16 protein-coding genes and 1 pseudogene are annotated in these 22,067 nt (G+C 72.8%); 10 read left to right on the top strand and 7 right to left on the bottom strand.

The genetic code is table 11. The features are described 5' to 3' along the window. Positions 1 to 28 precede the first annotated feature (28 nt). The 3 genes from AB0C66_RS06320 (at position 29) to AB0C66_RS06310 (ending at position 3,796) form a co-directional block, all read left to right on the top strand. Positions 29 to 1,081 (top strand): LacI family DNA-binding transcriptional regulator, encoded by a 1,053-nt coding sequence (locus AB0C66_RS06320; protein WP_362433610.1) that lies wholly within the window; start codon positions 29 to 31, stop codon positions 1,079 to 1,081. 190 nt (positions 1,082 to 1,271) lie between these two features. Next, positions 1,272 to 2,462: a class I SAM-dependent methyltransferase gene (locus tag AB0C66_RS06315; protein ID WP_362433608.1), complete on the top strand. Its 1,191-nt coding sequence runs from the start codon at positions 1,272 to 1,274 to the stop codon at positions 2,460 to 2,462. A gap of 536 nt (positions 2,463 to 2,998) precedes the next feature. Then, a complete protein-coding gene (locus tag AB0C66_RS06310) occupies positions 2,999 to 3,796 on the top strand; it encodes a sugar phosphate isomerase/epimerase family protein (protein WP_362433605.1) in 798 nt (265 codons plus the stop codon). A 28-nt stretch (positions 3,797 to 3,824) separates the two neighbouring features. Here AB0C66_RS06310 and AB0C66_RS06305 read toward each other — a convergent pair. Continuing rightward, positions 3,825 to 4,664: pseudogene (locus AB0C66_RS06305) on the bottom strand (EamA family transporter); the annotation flags it as partial. 116 nt (positions 4,665 to 4,780) lie between these two features. Here AB0C66_RS06305 and AB0C66_RS06300 point away from each other — a divergent pair. The 3 genes from AB0C66_RS06300 (at position 4,781) to AB0C66_RS06290 (ending at position 8,449) form a co-directional block, all read left to right on the top strand. Further along, positions 4,781 to 5,695, top strand: coding sequence for a LysR family transcriptional regulator (locus AB0C66_RS06300; protein ID WP_362433603.1), 915 nt, complete (start codon positions 4,781 to 4,783; stop codon positions 5,693 to 5,695). 148 nt (positions 5,696 to 5,843) lie between these two features. Beyond that, positions 5,844 to 6,392, top strand: coding sequence for a hypothetical protein (locus tag AB0C66_RS06295; RefSeq protein ID WP_362433601.1), 549 nt, complete (start codon positions 5,844 to 5,846; stop codon positions 6,390 to 6,392). Between the two features lie 110 nt (positions 6,393 to 6,502). Next, on the top strand, positions 6,503 to 8,449 hold the full coding sequence (locus tag AB0C66_RS06290) for a glycoside hydrolase family 3 protein (protein WP_362433599.1): 1,947 nt from the start codon (positions 6,503 to 6,505) through the stop codon (positions 8,447 to 8,449). Positions 8,450 to 8,558: 109 nt separating this feature from the next. Here the strand turns inward: AB0C66_RS06290 and AB0C66_RS06285 are convergent, their stop codons facing one another. Next, positions 8,559 to 9,962 carry a S28 family serine protease gene (locus AB0C66_RS06285; protein ID WP_362433597.1) on the bottom strand — a complete coding sequence of 468 codons (1,404 nt, stop codon included), beginning with the start codon at positions 9,960 to 9,962 and terminating at the stop codon, positions 8,559 to 8,561. Positions 9,963 to 10,210: 248 nt separating this feature from the next. On the opposite strand from AB0C66_RS06285, the gene AB0C66_RS06280 reads away from it, so the two are divergent. Beyond that, a complete protein-coding gene (locus tag AB0C66_RS06280; RefSeq protein WP_362433595.1) occupies positions 10,211 to 10,654 on the top strand; it encodes a hypothetical protein in 444 nt (147 codons plus the stop codon). Between the two features lie 103 nt (positions 10,655 to 10,757). Here the strand turns inward: AB0C66_RS06280 and AB0C66_RS06275 are convergent, their stop codons facing one another. Both AB0C66_RS06275 and AB0C66_RS06270 read right to left on the bottom strand, forming a co-directional pair. Next, the gene (locus tag AB0C66_RS06275) at positions 10,758 to 14,720 is read right to left on the bottom strand and encodes an ABC transporter ATP-binding protein (protein WP_362433592.1); all 3,963 of its coding nucleotides are present in this window, start codon (positions 14,718 to 14,720) and stop codon (positions 10,758 to 10,760) included. Between the two features lie 113 nt (positions 14,721 to 14,833). Continuing rightward, on the bottom strand, positions 14,834 to 15,112 hold the full coding sequence (locus AB0C66_RS06270; protein WP_362433589.1) for a helix-turn-helix transcriptional regulator: 279 nt from the start codon (positions 15,110 to 15,112) through the stop codon (positions 14,834 to 14,836). Positions 15,113 to 15,194: 82 nt separating this feature from the next. Here AB0C66_RS06270 and map point away from each other — a divergent pair, with 82 nt between their 5' ends. Both map and AB0C66_RS06260 read left to right on the top strand, forming a co-directional pair. Beyond that, complete coding sequence (map, locus tag AB0C66_RS06265; protein ID WP_362433587.1) at positions 15,195 to 15,962, top strand: type I methionyl aminopeptidase; 768 nt, start codon at positions 15,195 to 15,197, stop codon at positions 15,960 to 15,962. 147 nt (positions 15,963 to 16,109) lie between these two features. Continuing rightward, positions 16,110 to 17,126, top strand: a complete 1,017-nt coding sequence (locus AB0C66_RS06260; protein WP_362433585.1) for a helix-turn-helix domain-containing protein — start codon at positions 16,110 to 16,112, stop codon at positions 17,124 to 17,126. 106 nt (positions 17,127 to 17,232) lie between these two features. Here AB0C66_RS06260 and AB0C66_RS06255 read toward each other — a convergent pair whose 3' ends face one another. The 3 genes from AB0C66_RS06255 to AB0C66_RS06245 form a co-directional block, all read right to left on the bottom strand. Next, positions 17,233 to 19,971, bottom strand: a complete 2,739-nt coding sequence (locus tag AB0C66_RS06255) for a discoidin domain-containing protein (protein ID WP_362433582.1) — start codon at positions 19,969 to 19,971, stop codon at positions 17,233 to 17,235. A gap of 206 nt (positions 19,972 to 20,177) precedes the next feature. Then, positions 20,178 to 21,164 (bottom strand): agmatinase, encoded by a 987-nt coding sequence (gene speB / locus AB0C66_RS06250; protein ID WP_362433580.1) that lies wholly within the window; start codon positions 21,162 to 21,164, stop codon positions 20,178 to 20,180. 107 nt (positions 21,165 to 21,271) lie between these two features. After that, positions 21,272 to 21,574: an SCO5918 family protein gene (locus tag AB0C66_RS06245; protein WP_362433578.1), complete on the bottom strand. Its 303-nt coding sequence runs from the start codon at positions 21,572 to 21,574 to the stop codon at positions 21,272 to 21,274. Positions 21,575 to 21,861: 287 nt separating this feature from the next. Here AB0C66_RS06245 and AB0C66_RS06240 point away from each other — a divergent pair, with 287 nt between their 5' ends. After that, complete coding sequence (locus tag AB0C66_RS06240; RefSeq protein ID WP_020871138.1) at positions 21,862 to 22,065, top strand: cold-shock protein; 204 nt, start codon at positions 21,862 to 21,864, stop codon at positions 22,063 to 22,065. Positions 22,066 to 22,067: the final 2 nt, after the last annotated feature.

Here is a 22,067-nt window from a genome sequence, read left to right as displayed (position 1 = left end):
CCACCAGGTGACCAACGACGGAGGAAACATGGCAGTGACCCTGGCTGATGTGGCGGCCCGGGCTCGGGTCTCGGCGGCCACCGTGTCCCGCGTCCTGAGCGGCAACTACCCGGTCGCCGAGTCGACCAGGACCCGGGTGCTGCGCGCCGTCGACGAGTTGGAGTACGTGGTCAACGGCCCGGCAAGCGCTCTCGCTGCCGCCACCTCCGATCTGGTCGGGGTCCTGGTCAATGACATCGCCGACCCTTTCTTCGGCATCATCGCGGGCGCGGTGCAGTCCGAGATGGGCGCGCCCGGCGGCACTCCGGGGCGCGGGGGCGAGAAGCTGGCCGTCATCTGTAGTACGGGCGGTTCGCCCGAGCGCGAGCTGATGTACCTCACCCTGCTCCAGCGGCAGCGCGCGGCCGCGGTGGTGCTGACCGGCGGTGCGGCCGAACAGCCCGACCACGCCGCGGCGGTGGCCACCAAGGTCTCCCGGCTCGCCGCGTCCGGCACCCGGGTGGTGCTGTGCGGACGTCCGCCGCTGGAGGACACGGTGACCCTCGCGTTCGACAACCGGGGCGGGGCGCGCCGGCTGACCGAGCACCTGGTGACCCTCGGCCACCGCCGGATCGGCTATGTGGCGGGCCCCTCCGAACGCACCACCACCCGCCACCGGCTGGAGGGCCATCGCGCGGCGCTGGCCGCGGCCGGGCTGGACGAGGACGCCGAGCGGCTGACCGTGCACGGTCTCTACGACCGCCCCTCCGGCTATGACGCCACCCTTGAACTGCTCCGTAGGGACGGCGGGTTGACCGCGATCGTCGCCGCCAACGACACGATCGCGCTCGGTGTCTGCGCGGCGCTGCGCGACCGGGGGCTGCGGATCCCCGAGGACGTGTCGGTGGCGGGCTTCGACGACCTGCCGTTCAGCGCGGACGCGGTGCCCTCGCTCACCACGGTCCGGCTGCCGTTGCACGAGGCGGGCATACGGGCGGGGCGGCTGGCGCTGGGCCGCGAGCCGCAGCCGCCGGGCGGGGTGGCGATGGTGCGGGGCGAGCTGATGGCGCGGTCGTCCACGGCGCCGCCGCCGCGGGGCTGAGGCCACCGGCGGAGGTCTCAGCTGAGCGCATCTCATCCGATGCCATGACGCGACCGGTCCGACGCACCGGACCGACGCACCGGATCACCGACCCGTGGCACCGACCCGGTGGCACCGTCCGGAAAACGGCTCGCGCGCCCACCCCGGTACGGCGAGGATCGGCCCACACGAACGGCGCATGAGCACGCGCATGAGCAAAGGGTGTCCCCTGACCACGCAGCACGTCATCCACATCCACTGGACCGAGGACGGCCGGTCCCGTTCCGCCCACTGGCGCTCCGAGAGCGGCGCGCCGCCACCGGGGCGGGTCCACATCGCCGACGACCGGACGGCGGCCGACACCGCCTACCGGCTGGTGTGCGAGGGCACCGCGCTGCTGTGGCGCGGCGACTACCCGGGCGCCCGTCAGCTGCTGACGGCGGTGGCCCGCCGGGTCGACCGGGGCCCGCGCCGGGCGCGCGGACGCCGGGCGCCCGCGGAGTCCCCGGCCGAGGCGTTCCACCGGCACCGCCAGGCGCAGTCCCGGCGAGCCCGGCTGCTGGGCATGCTGCTGGTGCCGCTGGACGCCGACTTCGGGGTCCCGCTGCGCCGCGCACCGGACGTACGGGAGGCGTGCGCGGAGGCGTACGGCCCGTCCGACGCGCCCTCGGTCACCTCGCTGCGCGAGTTACTGGGGCTGATCGGCGCGTACGAGTGGCGCCGCAAGGGCGTCGAGGTACCGGCGCTGGGCGGCGACCGCGTCCATCCGCACTACGGCGTCTTCTCCCCGGTGCGCGGCGAGTACGTCGACCTGGTGGCCGAGGCGCCGCTGCCCCCGGGCGGGACCGCCTTCGACATCGGCACCGGTACGGGCGTTCTCGCGGCCGTGCTGGCGCGCCGGGGGATCGCCCGGGTGATCGCCACCGACCAGGATCCGCGGGCGCTGGCGTGTGCCCGGGAGAACGTCTCCCGGCTGGGCCTGTCGGACCGGGTGGAGGTGGTCCGGGCCGACCTCTTCCCACCGGGCCGCGCCCCGCTGATCGTCTGCAACCCGCCGTGGGTCCCGGCGCGCCCCTCCTCCCCGGTGGAGTACGCGGTGTACGACCCCGACAGCCGGATGCTGCGCGGTTTCCTGGACGGCCTCACCGCCCGGCTGACTCCGGGCGGCGAGGGCTGGCTGGTCCTCTCCGACCTGGCCGAGCACCTCGGACTGCGGTCGCGGGCGGAGCTGTTGGCGGCGATCGAGGCGGCGGGCCTGAAGGTGCTGGCCCGCCACGACACCCGCCCCACCCACGGCCGCGCGACCGACCCGGACGATCCCCTCCACACCGCCCGCGCCGCCGAACGAACCTCCCTCTGGCGCCTGACCCCCTCTGAGGCCCAGCACCCCCCGCGCCCGTAACAAGCCCTGCGGCGCGCGGGGGCCCGCCACGGCGCGCGAGCCCCGCACAACACACGCCCCGAACCGGCGACGCCGGTGGTCGCCACGCCGCCGGTCGCAGCGCCCCCACGCCCGGTCCCGACTCCGCCCGTACGGCCGGGGGCAGCGTGCCCGGGCAGGCACACCCCCCGCTCGGCCGAGCGCCAGATCAGCCATCGCCTCGCCGGGGCGCCAAGCCCGGCACGGGGCGCCGCCCCGTGGGCGCCGGGGCAGCGTGGCATGGCCACATGCCCGAGGCGGGCGCCGATGGCCGCCGCGCGGCCGGACGCCGGGGCGGGGCCGGAGCGATACCGCCCCACCACCCGGGCACGGCCCGTGGCCGGGGGCGCATACTCGCTGTCCGGCCGGGCACCCGATCAGCCATCGCCTCGCCGGGAGCGCACCGCACCCGGCCGGGCGCGCCCAGTCGCCCGGCCGACCGGCACGGCGGGATTGACCCCGCCCGTGCCCCTGCTTAGCTTCGCGTTGAAGATCCACCGACCAGCAACGGAGCCCGTATGAAGCTCGCCTTCTCCACCCTCGGCGTCCCCGGCATGGCCGTGCGGGATGTGGTCCGGCTCGCCGCCGACAGGGGGTATCACGGAGTGGAACTGCGGGCCCATCCGGAGGAGCCGGTGCATCCCGGGATCGGGGACGAGGAGCGGGCGCGGGTGAGGGGGGAGTTCGCGGAGGGCGGGGTCGAGGTGCTGACCGTGGCCGGGTACACGCGGGTCGCCGCGGCCGGGCCGGATGAGCCGGTGCTGGCCGAGCTGGGTGCGTTGACGCGGCTGGCGCACGACCTGGGCGCGCCGCACGTCCGGGTGTTCCCCGGCGGCGGCGACCAGAGCGCCGCGGAGGCCGACGCCACGGCCGCCCGGCGGCTCGCCGCCGCCGCGCCGCAGGCGGCCGACCTGGGGGTGCGACTGCTGCTCGAGACCCATGACTCACATCCGTCCGGGGCCGACGCGGCGCGGATCCTCGGGCCCGTGGGACACGGCAGTGTCGGGGCGCTGTGGGATGTGATGCACACCTGGCTGGCCGGGGAGGACCCGGCGGCCAGCTATCCGGCGCTGGCCCCGCAGCTGGGCTATGTGCAGGTCAAGGACATCGCCTCGGTCGACGACACCACCCCGCTGCCGCTGGGCGCCGGGGTGCTGCCGCTGACCGAGTGCGTGGAGTTGCTCAGCCGTGAAGGCTGGGACGGCTGGCTGTGCTGGGAGTACGAGAAGCGCTGGTACCCGCGGGTTCCGGAGCTGTCAGGGCTGCTGGCCCCGGGGCGGGAGCATCTGCTGCGACTGCTGGCCGACGCGGCCTGAGCAGACCGCGCAGCCGGGCGACCGGAAGCGAGGTCAGCGCCACGCCGCCGACCAGCAGCGCGGCCGCCAGCCAGCGCGCCGGGCTGATCCCCTCCCCCAGCGCCAGCGCCGCCGACGACATCCCGAACACCGGCACCAGCAGCGAGAAGGGCGCGACCGCGGACGCGTCGTAGGTGCGCAGCAGGAAGCCCCACACCCCGAAGCCGCACACGGTGGTGATCCAGGCGACGTAGACGATGGTGCCCGCACCGGCCCAGTCGATCCCGGCCAGCGCCCGCAGGTCGGGCTCGGCGCCCTCGAACAGCAGCGAGAGGCCGAGCAGCGGCAGCACGGGCACCAGGCTCACCCAGACCATGAAGCTGAGCGCGTCCGGCGGTGCGGCCTTGCGCATGAGGACGTTGGAGACGCCCCAGAAGGCGGCCGCCGCGATCACCAGCACAAAGCCGAGCAGCGGTCCGGAGGTGCCCTCGTCGGCGGCGGCCACCGCGATCCCGGCGAGGGCGACGCCCATGCCCAGCAGCCGTACCCGGGTGGGGCGTTCGGAGAGCACCACGGAGGCGAACAGCGCGGTGAAGACCGCCTGGATCTGGAGTACGAGCGAGGAGAGACCGGCGGGCATCCCCTCGTGCATCCCGATGAACAGCAGCCCGAACTTGGCCACCCCCAGGGCGAATCCGACCCCGAGGACCCAGCGCCAGGCGACCCGGGGCGGTCCGACCAGGAAGACCGCGGGCAGCGCCGCCGCCAGGAACCGCAGGGCGCAGAAGAGCAGTGGCGGGAAGTGGTCGAGCCCCACTTCGATAACCGTGAAGTTGACGCCCCAGGCGGCGGCGACAAGGACGGCGAGGGCGATGTGTGCAGGTCGCATGGGTCGAGGATCACGTCTGGTGACCTTGTAGCACCAGCGCGGATATCTGCATGGTTGGATGCAGTGAATGTGAAAGGTGCTGCCGTGAGCGCATACGGCGAGAGGGAGGGCGCCCCATGCTGGATCTGTCCCGGCTGCGGGCTCTGCACGCGGTCGCCGTACACGGTTCGGTGAGCGCCGCGGCGACGGCGCTGGGCTACACCCCGTCCGCGGTGTCACAGCAGATCGCCAAGTTGGAGCGGGAGACCCGCACCACCCTGCTGGAGCGCCAGGGCCGGGGCATCGCGCTGACCGACGCGGCCCGGCACCTGGCCGCCACCGCCCAGCAGCTGCTGGCCATCGTCGAGCGCGCGGAGACCACGCTGGAGGAGCGGCGCGGCCGTCCCACCGGACGGCTGGTGATCGGCGCGTTCCCCTCGGCGGCGCGCGGGCTGATGCCCCCGGTGCTGGCGCGGCTGCGCGAGGAACACCCCTCGCTGGACGCCCGCCTGGTGGAGGTGGATCCGCATCTGTCGGTGGACCTGGTGGCGCAGGGCGTGATCGATATGGGGGTCGCCCACGACTGGGACATCGCGCCGCTGCCCGCCCCGGAGGGCCAGGAGCGGGCGGTCGTCGGGGACGATTCCTGCGACATCCTGGTCCCGGCCGGACATCCGCTGGCCGAACGCGGCGGGAAGCGGCCGCTGAGCCGTGAGGACCTGCCGGGACAGCGCTGGATCTGCCAGCCGCCGGGCTCGGTCTGCCATGACTGGCTGGTCCGTACCCTGCGGGCGTCGGGTCATGAACCGGAACTCGCCTACCAGGCGGCCGAGAACCACACCCAGATCGCGCTGGTCGCGGCCGGTCTCGGCATCGCCCTGATGCCCCGCCTGGGGCGCGGCCCGCTGCCGGAGGGGGTGCTGGCGGTCCCCCTGGAACCGGTCCCGACGCGGCGGCTGTACGCGCTGTGGCGCACCGGTGCCTCCCGCCGCCCGGCCATCGCCGAGACCGTCCATCTGCTGCGCGAGCTCTGGCCCCAGCGGACCCACTGACCCCGACGCGTCCAGGGCAGGGAACCGGCACGGGCCCCGGGGCGCCGTCTCCAGCTGTCACTATGGGCGGGTGTGTCCCGTTACCCACCACGGCGAGACGGCCGCGCCGCGCCCGGAACCGGCCCATGGGGCGCGGCGTCCAAGCGGTGTGCCGACGAGAATTGTCCGCGGAGCGGTATCGGCATCGCTGCTGGTCGGGGCGGTGCTGCCGCTCGCCGCGGGCTGCGGCCAGCAGCACCCCGGCGACGGCCCGCGCCCCTCCCGGAGCAGCGGCGGCCCCCCGAGCGGCGCCAGCCCCGGGAGCAGCGGCGGCGCCTCCCCGTCCCCGCACGGCGGACGGATCGACTCCGGGCTCGCCTATGTCACCAGTACCTCCGGCGGTGTCCCCGAGGTCCACACCGTGGTGCGCGACCGGGCCGGACTCGACGCCTTCGCCCGCCACTTCGGCAAGCGGGCCGACGCCATCACCGCCGAGGCCCGGAACACCGACTTCTCGCGGTCGGCGCTGGTCGGCTGGTCCACGACCACGGGATGCGCGCGGTGGCCGTCGGCGACGCTGAAGCGGTCCGGGGACCGGCTGGCGCTCATCCCGGGGCGGCATCCCTCACCACCGCCGGAATGCTTCGCGCCGTTCCATCTGATCGCCGTCTTCGTGGTGCCGAAGGAACGACTTCCATCGGAACCAGTTTTCTCCTGACCGAAGTTGAACCGAAAAAGCCATTCCCATTGACCCGGATCCGCATTCCACTGAAGCGTGTCCTAGCAACCGCCAGCCGCCCCCCCTCCACCCCGACGGAAGGAGTGCGGGTGCCCGAGCCCACGTCACGCCGCGCCCTGCTCGCCGCCACCGCCGCCTCCGTGGCCGCCGCCGCGACCGCCTGCGCCCCGGTGGCGCCCGGCGCCGCCCCGGCGCGCCGTCCGTCCCCCTCCAGCGCCTCCCCGGCCCGCTCCGGCGCCGGGGCGGGGGCGACCGGGGAACGGGCCGCCACACGGCGCGAGGACACCGCCCGCGACCACCACCGCGACCGCGTCGACGCGCTCATCGGACGGATGACGCTGGACCAGAAGATCGGTCAGCTCTTCGTGATGCGGGTGTACGGGCATTCGGCCACCGCGCCCGACCCTGACGACGTGGCGTCGAACCAGAAGGAGCTGGGGGTCGCCAACGCCGCCGAGCTGATCGCGAAGTACCACGTCGGCGGGATCATCTACTTCGGCTGGACGCACAACATCCGCGACCCCCACCAGGTCGCCGCGCTCTCCAACGGCATCCAGAAGGCCGCGCTGCGGGACCGCCGGGCCCCCGTGCCGCTGCTGCTCTCCACCGACCAGGAGCACGGCATCGTGGCCCGGATCGGCGCACCCGCCACCCTCATGCCGGGCGCGATGGCGCTCGGCGCGGGCGGCGGCGCGAAGGACGCGCGGACGGCGGGCCGGATCGCCGGGGCCGAACTGGCCGCGCTCGGCATCCGCCAGGACTACGCCCCGGTCGCCGACGTCAACGTCAATCCGGCCAACCCGGTGATCGGCGTACGGTCCTTCGGCGCCGACCCACGGGCCGTCGCCCGCCTGGTCGCCGCCCAGGTCGCGGGGTACCAGAGCGCGGGGGTGGCGGCCACCGCCAAACACTTCCCCGGGCACGGCGACACCACCGTGGACAGCCATGTGGGACTGCCGGTGATCACCCACTCCCGCAAGGAGTGGGAGCGGCTGGACGCACCGCCGTTCCGGGCCGCCATCGACGCCGGTATCGACTCGATCATGACCGCGCATCTGCTGTTCCCGGCCCTGGACCCGGCCGACGACCCCGCCACCCTCTCCCGGCCCATCCTCACCGGGGTGCTGCGCGAAGAGCTCGGCTACGACGGAGTCGTGGTCACCGACTCGCTCGGTATGGAGGGCGTGCGCAAGAAGTACGGCGACGACCGGGTGCCGGTGCTCGCGCTGAAGGCGGGTGTGGACCAGCTGCTCAACCCGCCGGACCTGGCCGCCGCCTGGCGCGGGGTCCACAAGGCCGTACGGGACGGCGAGCTCACCGAGGCGCGGCTCGACATCTCACTGCGGCGCGTCCTGGAACTCAAGGCGCGCCGGGGCCTGTTCGACGATCCGTACACCAGCGACCGGGAAGTGGACCGTACGGTGGGCACCCGCGCGCACCACGCCGCCGCCGACCGGATCGCCGAGCGCACCACCACGCTGCTCACCAACCGCGAGCGGCTGCTTCCGCTGTCCCGCAGGCGCCACCACCGGCTGCTGGTGGTGGGGGTGGACCCGGCGTCGCCGTCCGGGACCGGCGGGCCGCTCACGGCCGTGCTCGCCCGCGCCCTGGACGGTCTCGGCTTCTCGGCGGAGGCCCTGTCCACCGGGACGGGCACCGCGCCCGATCCGTCACCGGGACGGATCGAGGAGGCGGTCGCGGCGGCCCGGGGCCGGGACGCGGTGGTGGTGGCGACGTACAACCTGGGCGCCGGGTCGGCGCAGCGGACCCTGGTCTCGGCGCTGGTGGCCACCGGGAAGCCGGTGGTGCACCTGGCCATCCGCAATCCGTACGACATCGCGCGGCTGCGCGGTGCGGACACCGAGCCCGGGGCGTCGCTCGCCGTCTACTCCTGGACGGATGTGGAACTGCGCGCGGCGGCCCGGGTGATCGCGGGGAAGGCGGATCCGCGCGGCCGTCTGCCGGTCGCGGTACGGGACGCGGACGAGCCGTCCCGGGTGCTGTACCCGATCGGGCACGGTCTCTCGTACGGCTGACCCGGAGACGGGACCGGAGACGGAAGGGGGCCGGGGGCTGTCGCCCCCGGCCCCCGCGTCGCACCTGACGTCCCGCCGGAACGGGGACGAGTGCTCCCGGCCGGTCCGCTCAGGGCCGCAGGACCGGCTGACGCTCGATCTCGCGCTTGTCCAGCCGCTTGTCGGTGGGTGCCAGCGGCTTACCCGCCGGGGAGACCCCCGCCCACCGCTGGACCTCCTCGGTGGCCTTGGCCTTCTCACCGGCCGCGAGACCGGCGATGTTGGAGCCGTGGTTGCCGCCCGCGACGGTGTAGACGTACGAGTCCTTGGCGCCCTTGCCGAGCCGGAACCGCTCAGCGCCCCACGGGTCGTTCTGCCCGTACACGAACATCATCCGCTGCGCGTCATGGCGCACCCAGCTGTCCACGTCACGCATCGCCTGGTTCTTGAACCGCATCGGGATGTCCCGCGGCACGTAGTTGCGCGGGGCGTAGATGCCCGGGTAGCGCAGCAGCCCGTCCAGGTGCGGGGTCTCGAACGAGGGCGAGCCCAGCTCGGTGCCCGCCTGGTAGTAGTACGGCGTGTAGGTCTCCAGACCCTGGTCGGTGTAGGCGGAGAAGCCGGAGATCTCGTCGATGAAGCCGTACAGCTCATCGGTCGAGGCGGTGGCCGCGGGGACGTCCGCGCAGTCCTTCAGCAGGTGGTACTGCCAGAAGGCCCACACCAGGTCCAGGACCACGTTCTCGTACGCCTTGTCGGCGCTGCCGACGACGGTGAAGGTCTGCTTCTCGTCGTCGGCCCACTTCTGGTAGCGCGCCACGATCTCGTCCCGGCGCACCAGTGCCTCGCGCTGCACCGCGTTGAGCTTGGTGCGGCACTCGGCGGTGCCGACGCCGCGGAAGAAGCGGTCGTAGGCCGAGTCCTCCTTGTTCATCACGTCGTTGGGGGCGACATAGGCGATCGTTCCGGCCATGTCACGGGGGAAGAAGCGGCGGTAGTAGGTCGCCGTCATTCCGCCCTTGCTGCCCCCGGTGGCCAGCCACTTCTTGCCGTAGACCGTCTTCAGCGCCCGGTAGAGGCGGTGCTGGTCGCTGGCGGCCTGCCAGATGTCCAGCTTCGACCAGTCGGCGGGCTGCGGCCGGGAGGGCGTGAAGAATCGATACTCCATCGACACCTGGTTGCCGTCGACCAGCTGCGCCGGCTCACTGCGGCGCGGAGTGGTGGTGACGTTGTAGCCGGAGGTGTAGAAGACCGTCGGCCGGTCCGTCGCCTTGTGCAGCAGGGTGAACCGCTGCTGGAAGGTCCCCTTCGACGGATGCCGGTGGTCCACCGGCTGGGCGTAGTTGAACACGAGGAAGCGATAGCCCTCGTAGGGCTTCTCCTCGACGAAGCTCATCCCCGGAATGTCGAGGACCCGTTCCTTGATGTCCGGCTCCTGGGGGGCTGCCGGGCGCGCGGAGGCATCGCCCGCACCCCATCCGGCCGCCCCCACGAGTATCACCAGCGACAACAGCCATCTGAGCGCCTTGCCCATGCGGCCTCCTCTTCTTCCCCTGGTTTCCCATGAATTCGCACAGGTCGCCGAGAACCTACTCGGGGCACGCCCGGAGCCGCTAGGCCGTGTCGTTCGGATCTTTCGCGGGTCCACGCCGCGGCCTGATCCGCGAAGATCCGAACGACACGACCTCGTGGTCTCTCCTTCCCGCCAACCCACGGCCGAATACGGAGAGTTGTTACCCCCGCCCTCTTTCGTAGCGGGCTGTGATGGCCCATGCTGCGTACATGGACCGAGACGAACGGCACGACCGGAGTGAACGGGCCGAGCGGCTGACGCGGTATCTGACGGAATTGCAGGAACGGATCGACCCGCGCTCACTCGAGCTGCTGATGCGGCTGCTGCGCGAACTGAGCACCTCACCGGCCGTCCGCGGGGGGACCTACGAGCTCGGTATGGGTCCGGAGGAGAAGGAGCTGTTCACCCCCGCCTTGCAGGCCGAGCTGCTGGTGCTGTTCGGTCTGCTCACCTCCCAGGACGAGCGGGTGGTGGTCGATCTCGGCGACAGCCCGCACGCCAAGGGGATGAAGGTGCTGGTCCCCCAGGACCGCGTGGGCGACCCCGACTACCTGCACCGCCACAAGCAGCGGGTGGCCGCCGAGGCGGAGCAGCGGGAGCGGGACCGCATCGAGGTGGAGGGCATAGCGCGGGCCAGTGGGATGGAGCCCTGACCTCACCCTGCGTCACCCCGGACGAACGCCCAGAGTGACGGACGGCGGGGGCGCTCGGCCCGTCCGAAAGGACCCGGCCGCGCCCCGCGCCGACCGCTCGCCGTTACGCGCCGACCGGGGCCGCCTGGCCGGTGAAGGTCCGCCACAGCACGGCGTAGCGGCCGCCCCGCGCCACCAGCTCGGCGTGGGTGCCGTCCTCGACGACCCGGCCGTGGTCCAGCACCACCACCCGGTCCGCGCGGGCCGCGGTGGTCAGCCGGTGGGCGACCACCAGGGTGGTGCGGCGCCCCGCCAGCCGGTCGGTGGCCTGGTTGACCAGGGCCTCGGTGGCCAGGTCCAGTGCGGCGGTGGCCTCGTCCAGCAGCAGGATGTCCGGGCCCACCAGCTCCGCCCGGGCCAGCGCGATCAACTGCCGCTGTCCGGCGGAGAGATTGCGTCCGCGCTCGGAGACCGGATGCAGATAGCCGCCCTCCAGCGAGGCCACCATGGTGTGGGCGCCGACCGCCCGCGCGGCCGCCTCCACCTCCGCGTCGCTCGCGCCGGGCCGTCCGTAGGCGATGGCCTCGCGCACCGTCCCCGGGAAGAGATACGGCTCCTGGGGGACGACGCCCAGCCGGTTGCGGTAGCCGGTGAGGTCGAGTTCGCGCAGATCCGTGCCGTCGACGCGGACCGCTCCCGCGGTCGGGTCGTAGAACCGGGCCACCAGCTTGACCAGGGTGGACTTGCCCGCGCCGGTCTCCCCGACGAAGGCCACGGTCTGGCCCGCGGGGATGGTGAGCGAGACGCCCGACAGCGCCTCCTCGCCCTCACCTCCGTAGCGGAAGCGCACGTCCTCGAAGGTGACATCGCCGCGGACGGCGGACACCTCGCGCGGCTCCTCGGGCAGCGGAGTGGTGGTCGGCTCCCGCAGCAGCTCCTGGATCCGGCCGAGCGAGACGCTGGCCTGCTGATAGCCGTCGAAGACCTGGGAGAGCTGCTGCACGGGGGCGAAGAACAGATCGATGTAGAGCAGATAGGCGACCAGCGCGCCCGCGGTCAGCGAGCCGTCCCCGACCCGTCCGGCGCCCACGATCAGCACCAGCGCGGCGGCGGTGGACGACAGCAGCTGGACGAAGGGGAAGTACACCGAGATCAGCCACTGGCCGCGGACCCGCGCCTGGCGGTAGTCGTCGCTGCGCCCGGCGAACCGCTCCCGGCCGGAACCCTCGCGGCGGAACGCCTGCACGATCCGCAGCCCGGCCACGCTCTCCTGGAGGTCGGCGTTGACCACGCTGACCCGTTCGCGCGCCAGCTCATACGCCTTGACGCTCTGCCGCCGGAAGAAGACCGTGCCGAGGATGAGCGGCGGCAGGGTCGCGAAGACCACCAGCGCCAGCTGGACGTCGATCACCAGCAGTGCGACCAGGATGCCGAAGAAGGTGAGCAGGCTGACCACGGCGGTGACCAGTCCGGTCTGGAGGAACGTCGACAGCGCGTCCACGTCCGTGGTCATCCGGGTCATGATCTTGCCGGTCAACTCGCGCTCGTAGTAGTCGAGTCCGAGCCGCTGCAACTGCGCGAAGATCTTGACGCGGAGGGCGTAGAGCACCCGTTCACCGGTCCGTCCGGTCATCCGGGTCTCACCGATCTGCGCCGCCCACTGGGCGAGTACGACAACGAGCGCGAGCCCGGACGCCGCCCACACCGCCCCCAGGGCCAGCCGCTGGACACCCTCGTCGATGCCGTGCCGGATGAGGACCGGCAGCAGCAGCCCGGCGAGGGCGTCGACGGCCACCAGCAGCAGCGAGACCAGCAGCGGCGCGCCGAAGCCGCGCAGCAACTGCCGCAGCCCGTACGTCTTCTCGGGGCGCACCGCGCGATCCTCGTCGACGTCGGGGAGGTCGTCGGCGGGCGGCAGGGCCTCGACCTTGGCCAGCAGATCGGGGGTCGCGGGCATCCCGGCGAGCGCCCCGGCGATCCCGGGGGCGGGTGCGGCCGCGGGGGTGCCGCCGTCCTTCACGGCCGGTCCGCCGGTCCCGCCCTCGCGCCGCACCCACAGGCCGGGGGTGACGAGTCCGGGGGTCACTGCGGGGGCGGCGGCCGGGTCGGCGCCGTCGGAGGCGGCGGCGTGCTCGGGGTCGTCACCGCCGTGCGGGCGACACCGGGCCGCCGTGGTCAGCCCGGCCAGATCGGGGGTGCGCGATCCATCGGCCGCGTGCTCGCCGTTCGGCGAGGGCGGTGTGAGGCAGTCGGCCGCGTGCTCCCCGTCCAGGGCCCCGGCGGTGGCGAGCCGCCCGGCCGGATCGCGGGTGACGCCGCCGAGCTCGTCCGGGTCGGTGAGCAGCCGCCGGTACAGCGGGCACCGCTCGCGCAGCTCCTCGTCGGTGCCGATGTCCACCAGACGGCCGCGGTCGAGGACCGCGACCCGGTCGGCGAGGGCGAGCGTGGAGAGGCGGTGGGCGATCAGCAGGGTGGTGCGCCCGGCCATCACCCCGCGCAGCGCCTCATGGATCTCGTGCTCGACACGGGCGTCGACCGCCGAGGTGGCGTCGTCGAGGACCAGCAGCCGGGGGTCGGTGAGGATCGCGCGGGCCAGGGCCAGCCGCTGGCGCTGACCGCCGGAGAGGGTGAGCCCCTGCTCGCCGACCTGGGTGTCGTAGCCGTGCGGCAGTGCGGAGACGAAGCCGTCGGCCTGGGCGGCGCGGGCGGCGGCCCGGATCCGCTCGTCGGTGGCGTCCGGCAGTCCGTAGGCGAGGTTGGCGCGGACCGTGTCGGAGAAGAGGAAGCTGTCCTCCGGGACCAGCCCGATGGCCGCGCGCAGTGAGGCGTAGGTCAGCTCGCGCACATCGTGGCCACCGACCCGGACCGCGCCGGAGGTCACGTCGTAGAAGCGGGGCAGCAGCATCGAGAGGGTGGACTTGCCGCTTCCGGAGGCACCGACGACGGCCAGGGTCTCGCCCGGTTCGATGCGCAGCGAGACGTCGGAGAGCACCGGGTGGTCACGGTCGTAGCCGAAGGTGACCCGGTCGAACTCGACGGTGGCGGGCGCCTCCGCGGGCAGCTCCCGCGCGTCGGGGCGCTCCTCGATGGCGGGTTCGGTGTCGATGAGCTCGAAGACGCGCTCCACTCCGGCCCGGGCCTGCTGGCCGACGGTCAGCATCATGGTGAGCATCCGGACCGGGCCCACCAGCTGGGCGAGATAGGTGGAGAACGCGACGAAGGTGCCGAGGGTGATCTGCCCGCGGGTGGCCATCCAGCCGCCGAGCGCCAGCATGGCGACCTGGCCGAGGGCGGGGACGGTCTGGAGGGCGGGGGTGTAGCGGGAGTTGAGCTTGACGGTGCGCAGCCGGGCGGCGAACAGCTCCCGGCTGACCCCGCGCAGTTTGCCGGTCTCCTGGCCCTCCTGGCCGAAGCCCTTGACGACGCGGACGCCGGTGACGGCGCCGTCGACGACTCCGGCGACGGCGGCCGCCTGCCCCTGGGCGTACCAGGTGGCGGGGAACAGCCGGACGCGGCTGCGCGAGGCGATCACCCACAGTGCGGGGGCGACGGCGAGCGCGACCACGGTGAGCAGCGGTGAGAGCACCGCCATCACCACGAGGGAGACCAGGAAGAGCAGTACGTTGCCGATCATCATCGGCACCATGAACAGCAGCCCCTGGATCAGCTGGAGGTCGCTGGTGGCCCGGCCGACGATCTGGCCGGTGGACAGCTCGTCCTGTCGTCTGCCGTCGAGGCGGGAGATCGAGGCGTACATCTCGGTGCGCAGATCGTGCTGGACGTCAAGCGCGAGCCGTCCGCCGTAGTAGCGGCGGACGTAGGTGAGGCCGTAGACCGCGACGGCGGCGACGATCAGCAGGGTGGCCCATGGGGTCATCGACCGGTCATGGCCGACGATCACGTCGTCGATGATCAGCTTGGTGACGAGCGGGACGAGCGCCATGACGGCCATCCCGCCCAGCGAGGAGCCGAGGGCCAGCAGCACATTGCGCCGGTACCGCCAGCTCCAGCGGGTCAGCCGCCGCACCCAGCCCTGTCGTGTCTCCGGCTCGTCCGTCGCCGCCACATCCGTCACCCCGTCCGTCACCCCGTGTCCTCTCCTGTCCGCACGTCCTGCCGGAAGGCACCAACACACAGGTGAGCGGATTTCATCCGCCCGCAACAAAAGCCGCCGCGAACGGGCGCCCGGAGTGAGCCGGATCACGCCGCCGCGCTGTCCTCCTCCGGTGGCTCGGTGACCGCGGCGCAGCGCGCGGCGATCTCGTCCAGGCCGAGGCCCAGGGTGGTGGCCAGGGCCGCGATGGTGAAGAAGGCGGGGGTCGGGGCCCGGCCGGTCTCGATCTTGCGGAGCGTCTCGGCGGAGATCCCGGCCACGGCGGCGATCTCGGCCATGCTGCGTTCACCGCGGGCCTGCCGCAGCAGCACGCCGAGGAAGCGGCCGCGTTCGCGCTCCAGCGGGGTGAGAGGGGTACGTACCATGACCGTGATACTAATACCGGTATAAGAATTGGGTGCGGCCGGTCGGGAGGCCGGACCCGGCGCGAACGGAAGGCAGCGGGCCATGGTGGAGATCAAGACGGACGCGTCCCTGGACGCCATGCGTGAGGCGGGCCGCGTCGTGGGCACCGCGCTCGCCGCGGTCCGGGAGGCGGCCGCGGTGGGCGTGTCGCTGCGCCGGCTGGACGAGACGGCGCGGAGCGTGCTGCACGAGGCCGGGGCGGGCTCCCCCTTCCTCGGCTACACCCCGCAGTTCGCCCCGACCCCCTTCCCCGCGGTCATCTGCGCCTCGGTCAACGACGCGATCGTCCACGGCATCCCGGACGGCTACCGGCTGCGCGACGGCGATCTGGTGAGCATCGACTGCGGCGCCACACTGGCGGGCTGGGCCGGGGACGCCGCCGTGAGCTTCATCGTCGGCACACCGCGCCCGGAGGACCTGCGGCTGGTCGAGACCACCGAGCGGGCGCTGGCGGCGGCCATCGAGGCGGCCGTCGTCGGGGCGCGCATCGGCGATATCGCACACGCCGTCGGCACGGTCGGGCGCGCCGCGGGCTACGGCATCCCCGCGGACTTCGGCGGCCACGGCATCGGCCGCCGGATGCACGAGGACCCGCCGGTGCCCAACGAGGGCCGCCCCGGCCGGGGGCTTCCGCTGCGGCACGGGCTGGTGCTGGCCATCGAGCCGATGTTCCTGGCGGGCGGGCGGGACGCGTATCTCACCGACCCCGACGGCTGGACCCTGCGCACCGTCGACCGCACCCGCGCCGCCCACTTCGAGCACACGGTGGCGATCACCGACGACGGACCGCGGATCCTGACCGCGCCCTGAGCAAGCCGGGGCACGGCCCCGGCTCAAGGGGCGCACGGACGGCGCGCGCATGCGGACTGTTCAACGCCGGATCGTTCATCAAACACTTAGGGCCGCTGACTACGGTCGTCCGGAGCGATCGCCGCACAGGGAAGGACGAGGATCGAGATGGTGTCCCGGATCGATGACATCCCGCCCGCCGAACGGTTCGCGGCATGGCGCGCGCTGGCCGATGAGGTGACCATTCCCGTGGAGCTGCGCAGCGATCACGAGAACGACTTCGCCGCCCTGATGCGGGGCGTGGGGCTCGGTGAGGTGACCGTGGCCTTCACCTCCGTGCCCTCGCTGCACAATGAGCGCACCTCCGTCCATATCCGCCGCTCCGATCCCCAGCTGTACCACCTGAATCTGGTGGTACGGGGGGAGACGGACCTCGACCACGGAGGGCACCACACCACCCTCGGCCCCCGGCAGTTCATGCTGACCTCGACCTCCACCCCCTACCGGGGTGAGAGCGTCCGCGGCCGGGTCGACGAGCTGACGGTCGGCATCGCACCGGCGCTGCTGCCCTTCGCCCCGTCCGATCTGCGACTGCTGCTCGGGCGCCCGCTGTCCGGGCAGACCGGGATCGGTGCGATGCTCGCCGACCTCCTCACCCGGCTGGCCACCGAGACCGACGGCTACGGCCCGGCCGACGGCCCGCGGCTGGGCACGGTCGTCCTCGATCTGCTCACCGCACTGCTCGCGCATGAGCTCGACGCGGGCCCGGTGGGCCACGCCGAGGCCGCCGTCACCCCCGAAGGCCGCCGCCGCACCCTGCTGTTACGCGTCCAGGAGTTCGTACGGCGCAATCTGCACGATCCGGAGCTCAGTCCGGCCTCCATCGCCGCGGCCCATCACATCTCGGTCCGCTATCTCTACCGCCTCTTCGAGCAGCAGGGCCACACCGTCTCCGCGTGGATCCGCGGCCAGCGTCTGGAACGCTGCTGCCGCGATCTGGCGGATCCCGCGCTGGGCGAAACCCCCATCCACGCCATCGCGGCCCGCTGGGGATTCGGCCACGCCGCCGAATTCAGCCGGGCCTTCCGCGGCGCCTACGGCGTCCCGCCGCGGGACTTCCGCCAGGAGGCGCTGGGCGCAGGCAGGCAGGGTTCCCCCCGTAGAAACCCTGCCTGCCTGACCTGATCCAGCATGGCCCGGCGGGGCCGGGGTGTCGTTGGCATCCCTTGCACAGTTCTTGGCACTCTGTGCACACCTTCGCCGGGCGCGCCGTACGACACCCACCGCCCGGTCAGCCGTCGCCCGTCACCCTCAACTCCTCGATCCCGGCTCGCTTCTTGGCGTCCGCCGACCGCACCGTGACCCGGACATAGCGGGCCGGGCCCGAGCCCGCCGGATGCCAGTGGCGGCCGTCGACCGAGGTCCGCACCCGGTACGAGGCGGGCCGTACCGAGGTCCACCGGGGGGTGACCTTCGCACCGCGCACCACCCGGCCGAGATCGGCGGTGAGCGTGGCCCCGGCCGTGTTCGGCACCCAGGCGGTGGCCTCGCCGCCGTCCACGGCGGCGCCCGCGTACATCCCCGGCTCCTCCGAACTCGCCGTCGCCTTGACGCAGCGCGCCAGGTTGGCCGTCGGCTCCAGGTCCGGACGGCGCGTCTTGAGCACCGCGGGGGCCTCCCGGCTCACGATCTGCTTCCCGCCGTGCGGGGTCTCGAGGGTGAACGGCGCACCGCCGGTCAGCCGCACCGTGGTCTCCCGCGGCCCGATCGCCACGTCATAGCTGCGCCCCTGCCAGCGCAGTCCGCGCAGGGTGACCCCGTCGTGGAGCTGCGGCGGCAGCGTGGGGTTCAGCCGCACCCGGTCCTCCTCCGCGCGCAGCCCGGTCAGCCCATGGGTGAAGACCTGGAGGAAACCGCCCTTGCCGGTGAGGAAGTCCTGCGCCGGGGAGCCGGCCAGCGGGTCGCTGGCGCCCGCCTTCCGCCCCCGCGCCTCGGAGAACTGACGGAACGGGCCGCGGACGAACGGCTTGATGGAGCGCTGGAGATAGGTGTACGAGGAGCAGCCGGGCTCGCCGATGGCGGCGGCGTCGATGGCGTGCACCGAGTCCGTCATGGCCGGGCCGTCCGGGTCGGTGTGCGCGGCGTAGTAGTCCAGCGTCCGGGCGGCGGCCCCGCCCGACATGGGCCACTGGAGCGGATACATCAGCAGCACGGTGTCCGCCTGCTTGATCGTCGAGCCCTGGTAGCCGCGGTACTGCTGGAAGACGCCCTTCTTCTTGTCGTAGGGGATCCGCAGCCGGTCGGCGATCCGGGTCCAGGAGGCGGGGGCGTCCTCGCCGAGCAGCCGGGCGGCGCGGACCGCGTGGCGCAGCGCGGTGGCGGCACCCGCGTTGGTGAAGACCGCGTCGTCCACGCCGTTGCTGTACTCGTCCGGTCCGGCGACGTTCTTGATGGAGTAGCTGCCGTCGTCGTTGCGGGTGGCGCGGTCGGCCCAGAACTCGGCGATGCCCTTGAGCACCGGCCAGCCGCGGCTGCGCAGCCAGCCGGAGTCCCCGGTCGCCTGGTAGTACTGCCAGGCCGCGAGGGCGATATCGCTCTGGAGGTGGTTCTGCGTGCGGCAGTGCGGCGGGTCCCAGCTGTGGCACTCGGTCCACAGCCCGCCCCGGCTCGCGCTGGTCCACGGGTAGAAGAGCCCCGGGTAGCCCAGCTTGCGGGCGTTGGCGCGGGCGCCCGCGCGGGTCTTGTAGCGGTACTCGACCACGGACTTGGCCAGTTCGGGATGGGCGGCCAGCAGCCCCGGGTACATCCAGGTCTCGGCGTCCCAGAAGACCAGACCGCCGTAGTTGTCACTGGTCAGCCCGGTGGGCGCGATGCTGTTACGGGATCCGGCGCGGGTGGCGGACAGCAGTCCGTACTGGGCCGAGCGCACCCAGGAGCGCAGTTCGGCCTGGTCCCGCCCGGCCACCTCGACATCCGAGCGCCACAGCTTCCGCCAGGCGGCGGTGTGCGACGCGAACAGCGCGTGCCAGCCGCGGGACGCGGCGCCCCGGGACGCACCGAGGGCGTCGGCGCGCGGAGTGCGCGAGGTCAGACCGGTGTCGACGCCGACGTACTTGGTGAACGCGTAGGAACGGCCGCGCTGGACCGGGAAGCGCAGGCCCTGACGGGCGCTCAGCTCACCGGAGGCGCCGGGTGTGCCGTGGGCCCGCGCCCGCACCCCGTCGTCGGGGCGCAGGGTGGAGGCCACGGCCCCGTCGGTGCGGGTGCCGTCGGTGCGGAACCCGACGTCCACCGAACCGCCGCGGTGAGCACCGCCGCCGGTCCCCGACAGCCGCCGGGCGCCACGCCCGTCGAGCCGGTCGGTGACGGTGGCGTCGCCGCTCCAGTGCGGGGTCATCCGCAGCCGTACGGCGCCGACATGCGCGTGGCGGCGGTCGGCGAGCACGTCGTAGATGAGGTCGGTGGCGCGGCCGTCGGACGCGGTCCAGGTGAGCGAGGTGCGGACCAGACCGCAGCGCATCTGGACGGTCTGCCGGTAGTCGGAGATCCGGCCCGCGGGTGTCCTGGAGCCGAAGGTCTCGCCCGCGGCGCCCCCGGTGGCCACCTCCAGGGTGGACCAGGTCGGAAGGGCCGCGGCGACCTGCCGGTTGTCGGTGGTCTTCTTGTTGTGCGCGTAGAGCCCGGAGACGAAGGAGCCGTCGTAGCGCGGGGTGAACAGCGGCCAGCCGGTCTTGTCACCGCCGCCGGTGTAGCCGGTGCCCTGGGGCGGCACCCGCTGTCCGAGATACCCGTTGCCGACGTAGGCGTGGTAGCTGTCCTCCGGATCGATCCGGGTGGACGACAGCGACCAGCCGTCGGACGAGCGGTCGCCGGAACCGCGTGTACAGGACCCGGAGTCATCACCGCCCGGGGCGGACGGTTCGGGCAGGGGTCCCGCCGAGGCGGTGGGCACCCCGGCGATCAGTCCGCAGAGGACAAGCGGTGTGATCAGCCGGGCGGCGCGGGGCAGCCGGGGCGTGGAGTACGTCATTGTTCTCCGTCGTGGTTCGCCGATGACGGTCCCAGCGACGATAAAGAAGTGAACACAACAGGTCAATGGATAAGCGAATGTCTTCAACGCATGAACACAAGTTCAGCCGAACGGGCCGCGTCCGGCGCCGAGACGCGTCCGGCCCCCGCCCGGCCGGGGGCGGCGGGCGGGGGCCGGACGGAGGTCGGCCGGGTGTCAGGTGAGTGTCACTCGCTCCGGGAGGCGGCGATCTGGCGGGCCATGATCGTCGTCAGCTCGTAGGCGGTGTGGGAGGCGGCCACCGAGGTGATCTCGGCGTGGTCGTAGGCCGGGGCGACCTCGACGAGGTCCGCCGAGACCAGATGGCAGCCGGCCAGACCGCGCAGGATCTCCAGCAGCTCACGGGAGGTCAGACCGCCCGCCTCGGGGGTGCCGGTGCCGGGCGCGTGGGCCGGGTCCAGCACATCGATGTCGATCGAGATGTAGAGCGGACGGTCACCGATGCGCTGGCGGAGCTGATCGGTGATCTCGTCCACACCGCGCCGCATGACATCGGCCGAGGTGACGATGCCGAAGCCCATCTTGGCGTCGTCGTCCAGGTCCTTCTTCCCGTAGAGCGGACCTCGGGTGCCGACGTGCGAGAGGGCGGCGGTGTCGAGAATGCCCTCCTCGACCGCGCGCCGGAACGGTGTGCCATGGGTGTACTCGGCGCCGAAGTAGGTGTCCCAGGTGTCCAGATGGGCGTCGAAGTGGAGCAGCGCCACCGGACCGTGCCGACGGGCCACCGCGCGCAGCAGCGGGAGGGCGATGGTGTGGTCGCCGCCCAGGGTCATCAGCCGGGCGCCGGTGTCCAGGAGGTCGTCGGCCGCGGCCTGGACCGTCTCGACGGCCTCGTTGATGTTGAACGGGTTGGCGGCGATGTCGCCGGCGTCGGCGACCTGCGCGAGGGCGAAGGGCGACGCGTCCTGTGCCGGGTTGTAGGGGCGCAGCAGCCGGGACGCCTCGCGGATGGCGTTGCCACCGAAGCGCGCGCCGGGCCGGTAGGAGACACCGCTGTCGAAGGGCACTCCGACCACGGCGACATCCGCGGTGCCACCGACCTCGTCCACGCGCGGCAGCCGGGCGAAGGTCGCGGGACCCGCGAAGCGCGGGACACGGGAGGAGTCGACGGGGCCGACGGGGGCGGCGGAGGGCTGTCGCGGTGCTGAGGTCATACGGAGGAGCGTAGGCAGCTCCCTCGCCTCGTCACATATACGTTCCCGAGGGTCCGGAGCGGGTCATTTGGACACCGCGTCCAATGTTCGGCCGTTCGGCCGCCCGCTCAGCTCTCCTGCGCCGGTCCGCCCAGCAGCCCGGAGGCGTTCCTGACGGGGTCGTCCAGGGTGGGCTCGGGGGCCGGGTAGCAGGTGAAGCCGAGACGCTTCATGGCCCGGGTGACCTCGCCCGCGGTGAAGTCGCGGCGGTCCTGGCGGGTGATCACGGCTCCGACCTGCTTGACCGGGTAGGTGCGGCGCCCGATGCGGACCGAGGGGCCGGTGACGGGCTCGGGGCTGATGCCCACCATGGCCTCCGTCACCTCGCGCGCGGTCAGGTCGAAGGCGAAATTGGCGATAATGCAGCGCATAGTGCCTCAACGGGAGAGAGGGGGAAACCGGAAAATCCAGCGTCCCACACCGGGCACCCCAGGGGAAGCGGCGGAGATTCTCGGAGGTTCCCACCGCTCGGTCGGGATGCGTGGTACAGTCGCTATCAGTTGCAGTTTTGGTACCCATGAACTTTGTGTGCGCCTGACGGGATGTAGCCATCAGGCGCATTTTGTTTTTACCGGTCATTTCCGGATGGGGTCATTGCGGCGACACCGGAATCCGTCACATTCGGGTTCCGACTCGTTCCCCATAGAAGGAGATTGACATGGCTACTGGCACCGTGAAGTGGTTCAACGCGGAAAAGGGCTTCGGCTTCATCGAGCAGGATGGCGGCGGCGCCGACGTCTTCGCCCACTACTCGAACATCGCCACCTCGGGCTTCCGTGAGCTCCAGGAGGGCCAGAAGGTGACGTTCGACGTCACGCAGGGCCAGAAGGGCCCGCAGGCCGAGAACATCGTTCCCGCCTGACG

The organism is Streptomyces sp. NPDC048636 (genome assembly GCF_040650655.1).
Lineage (GTDB): Bacteria > Actinomycetota > Actinomycetes > Streptomycetales > Streptomycetaceae > Streptomyces.
Note: the sequence above shows the minus strand (reverse complement) of the source record. Positions and strands in the feature narration are given on the sequence as shown.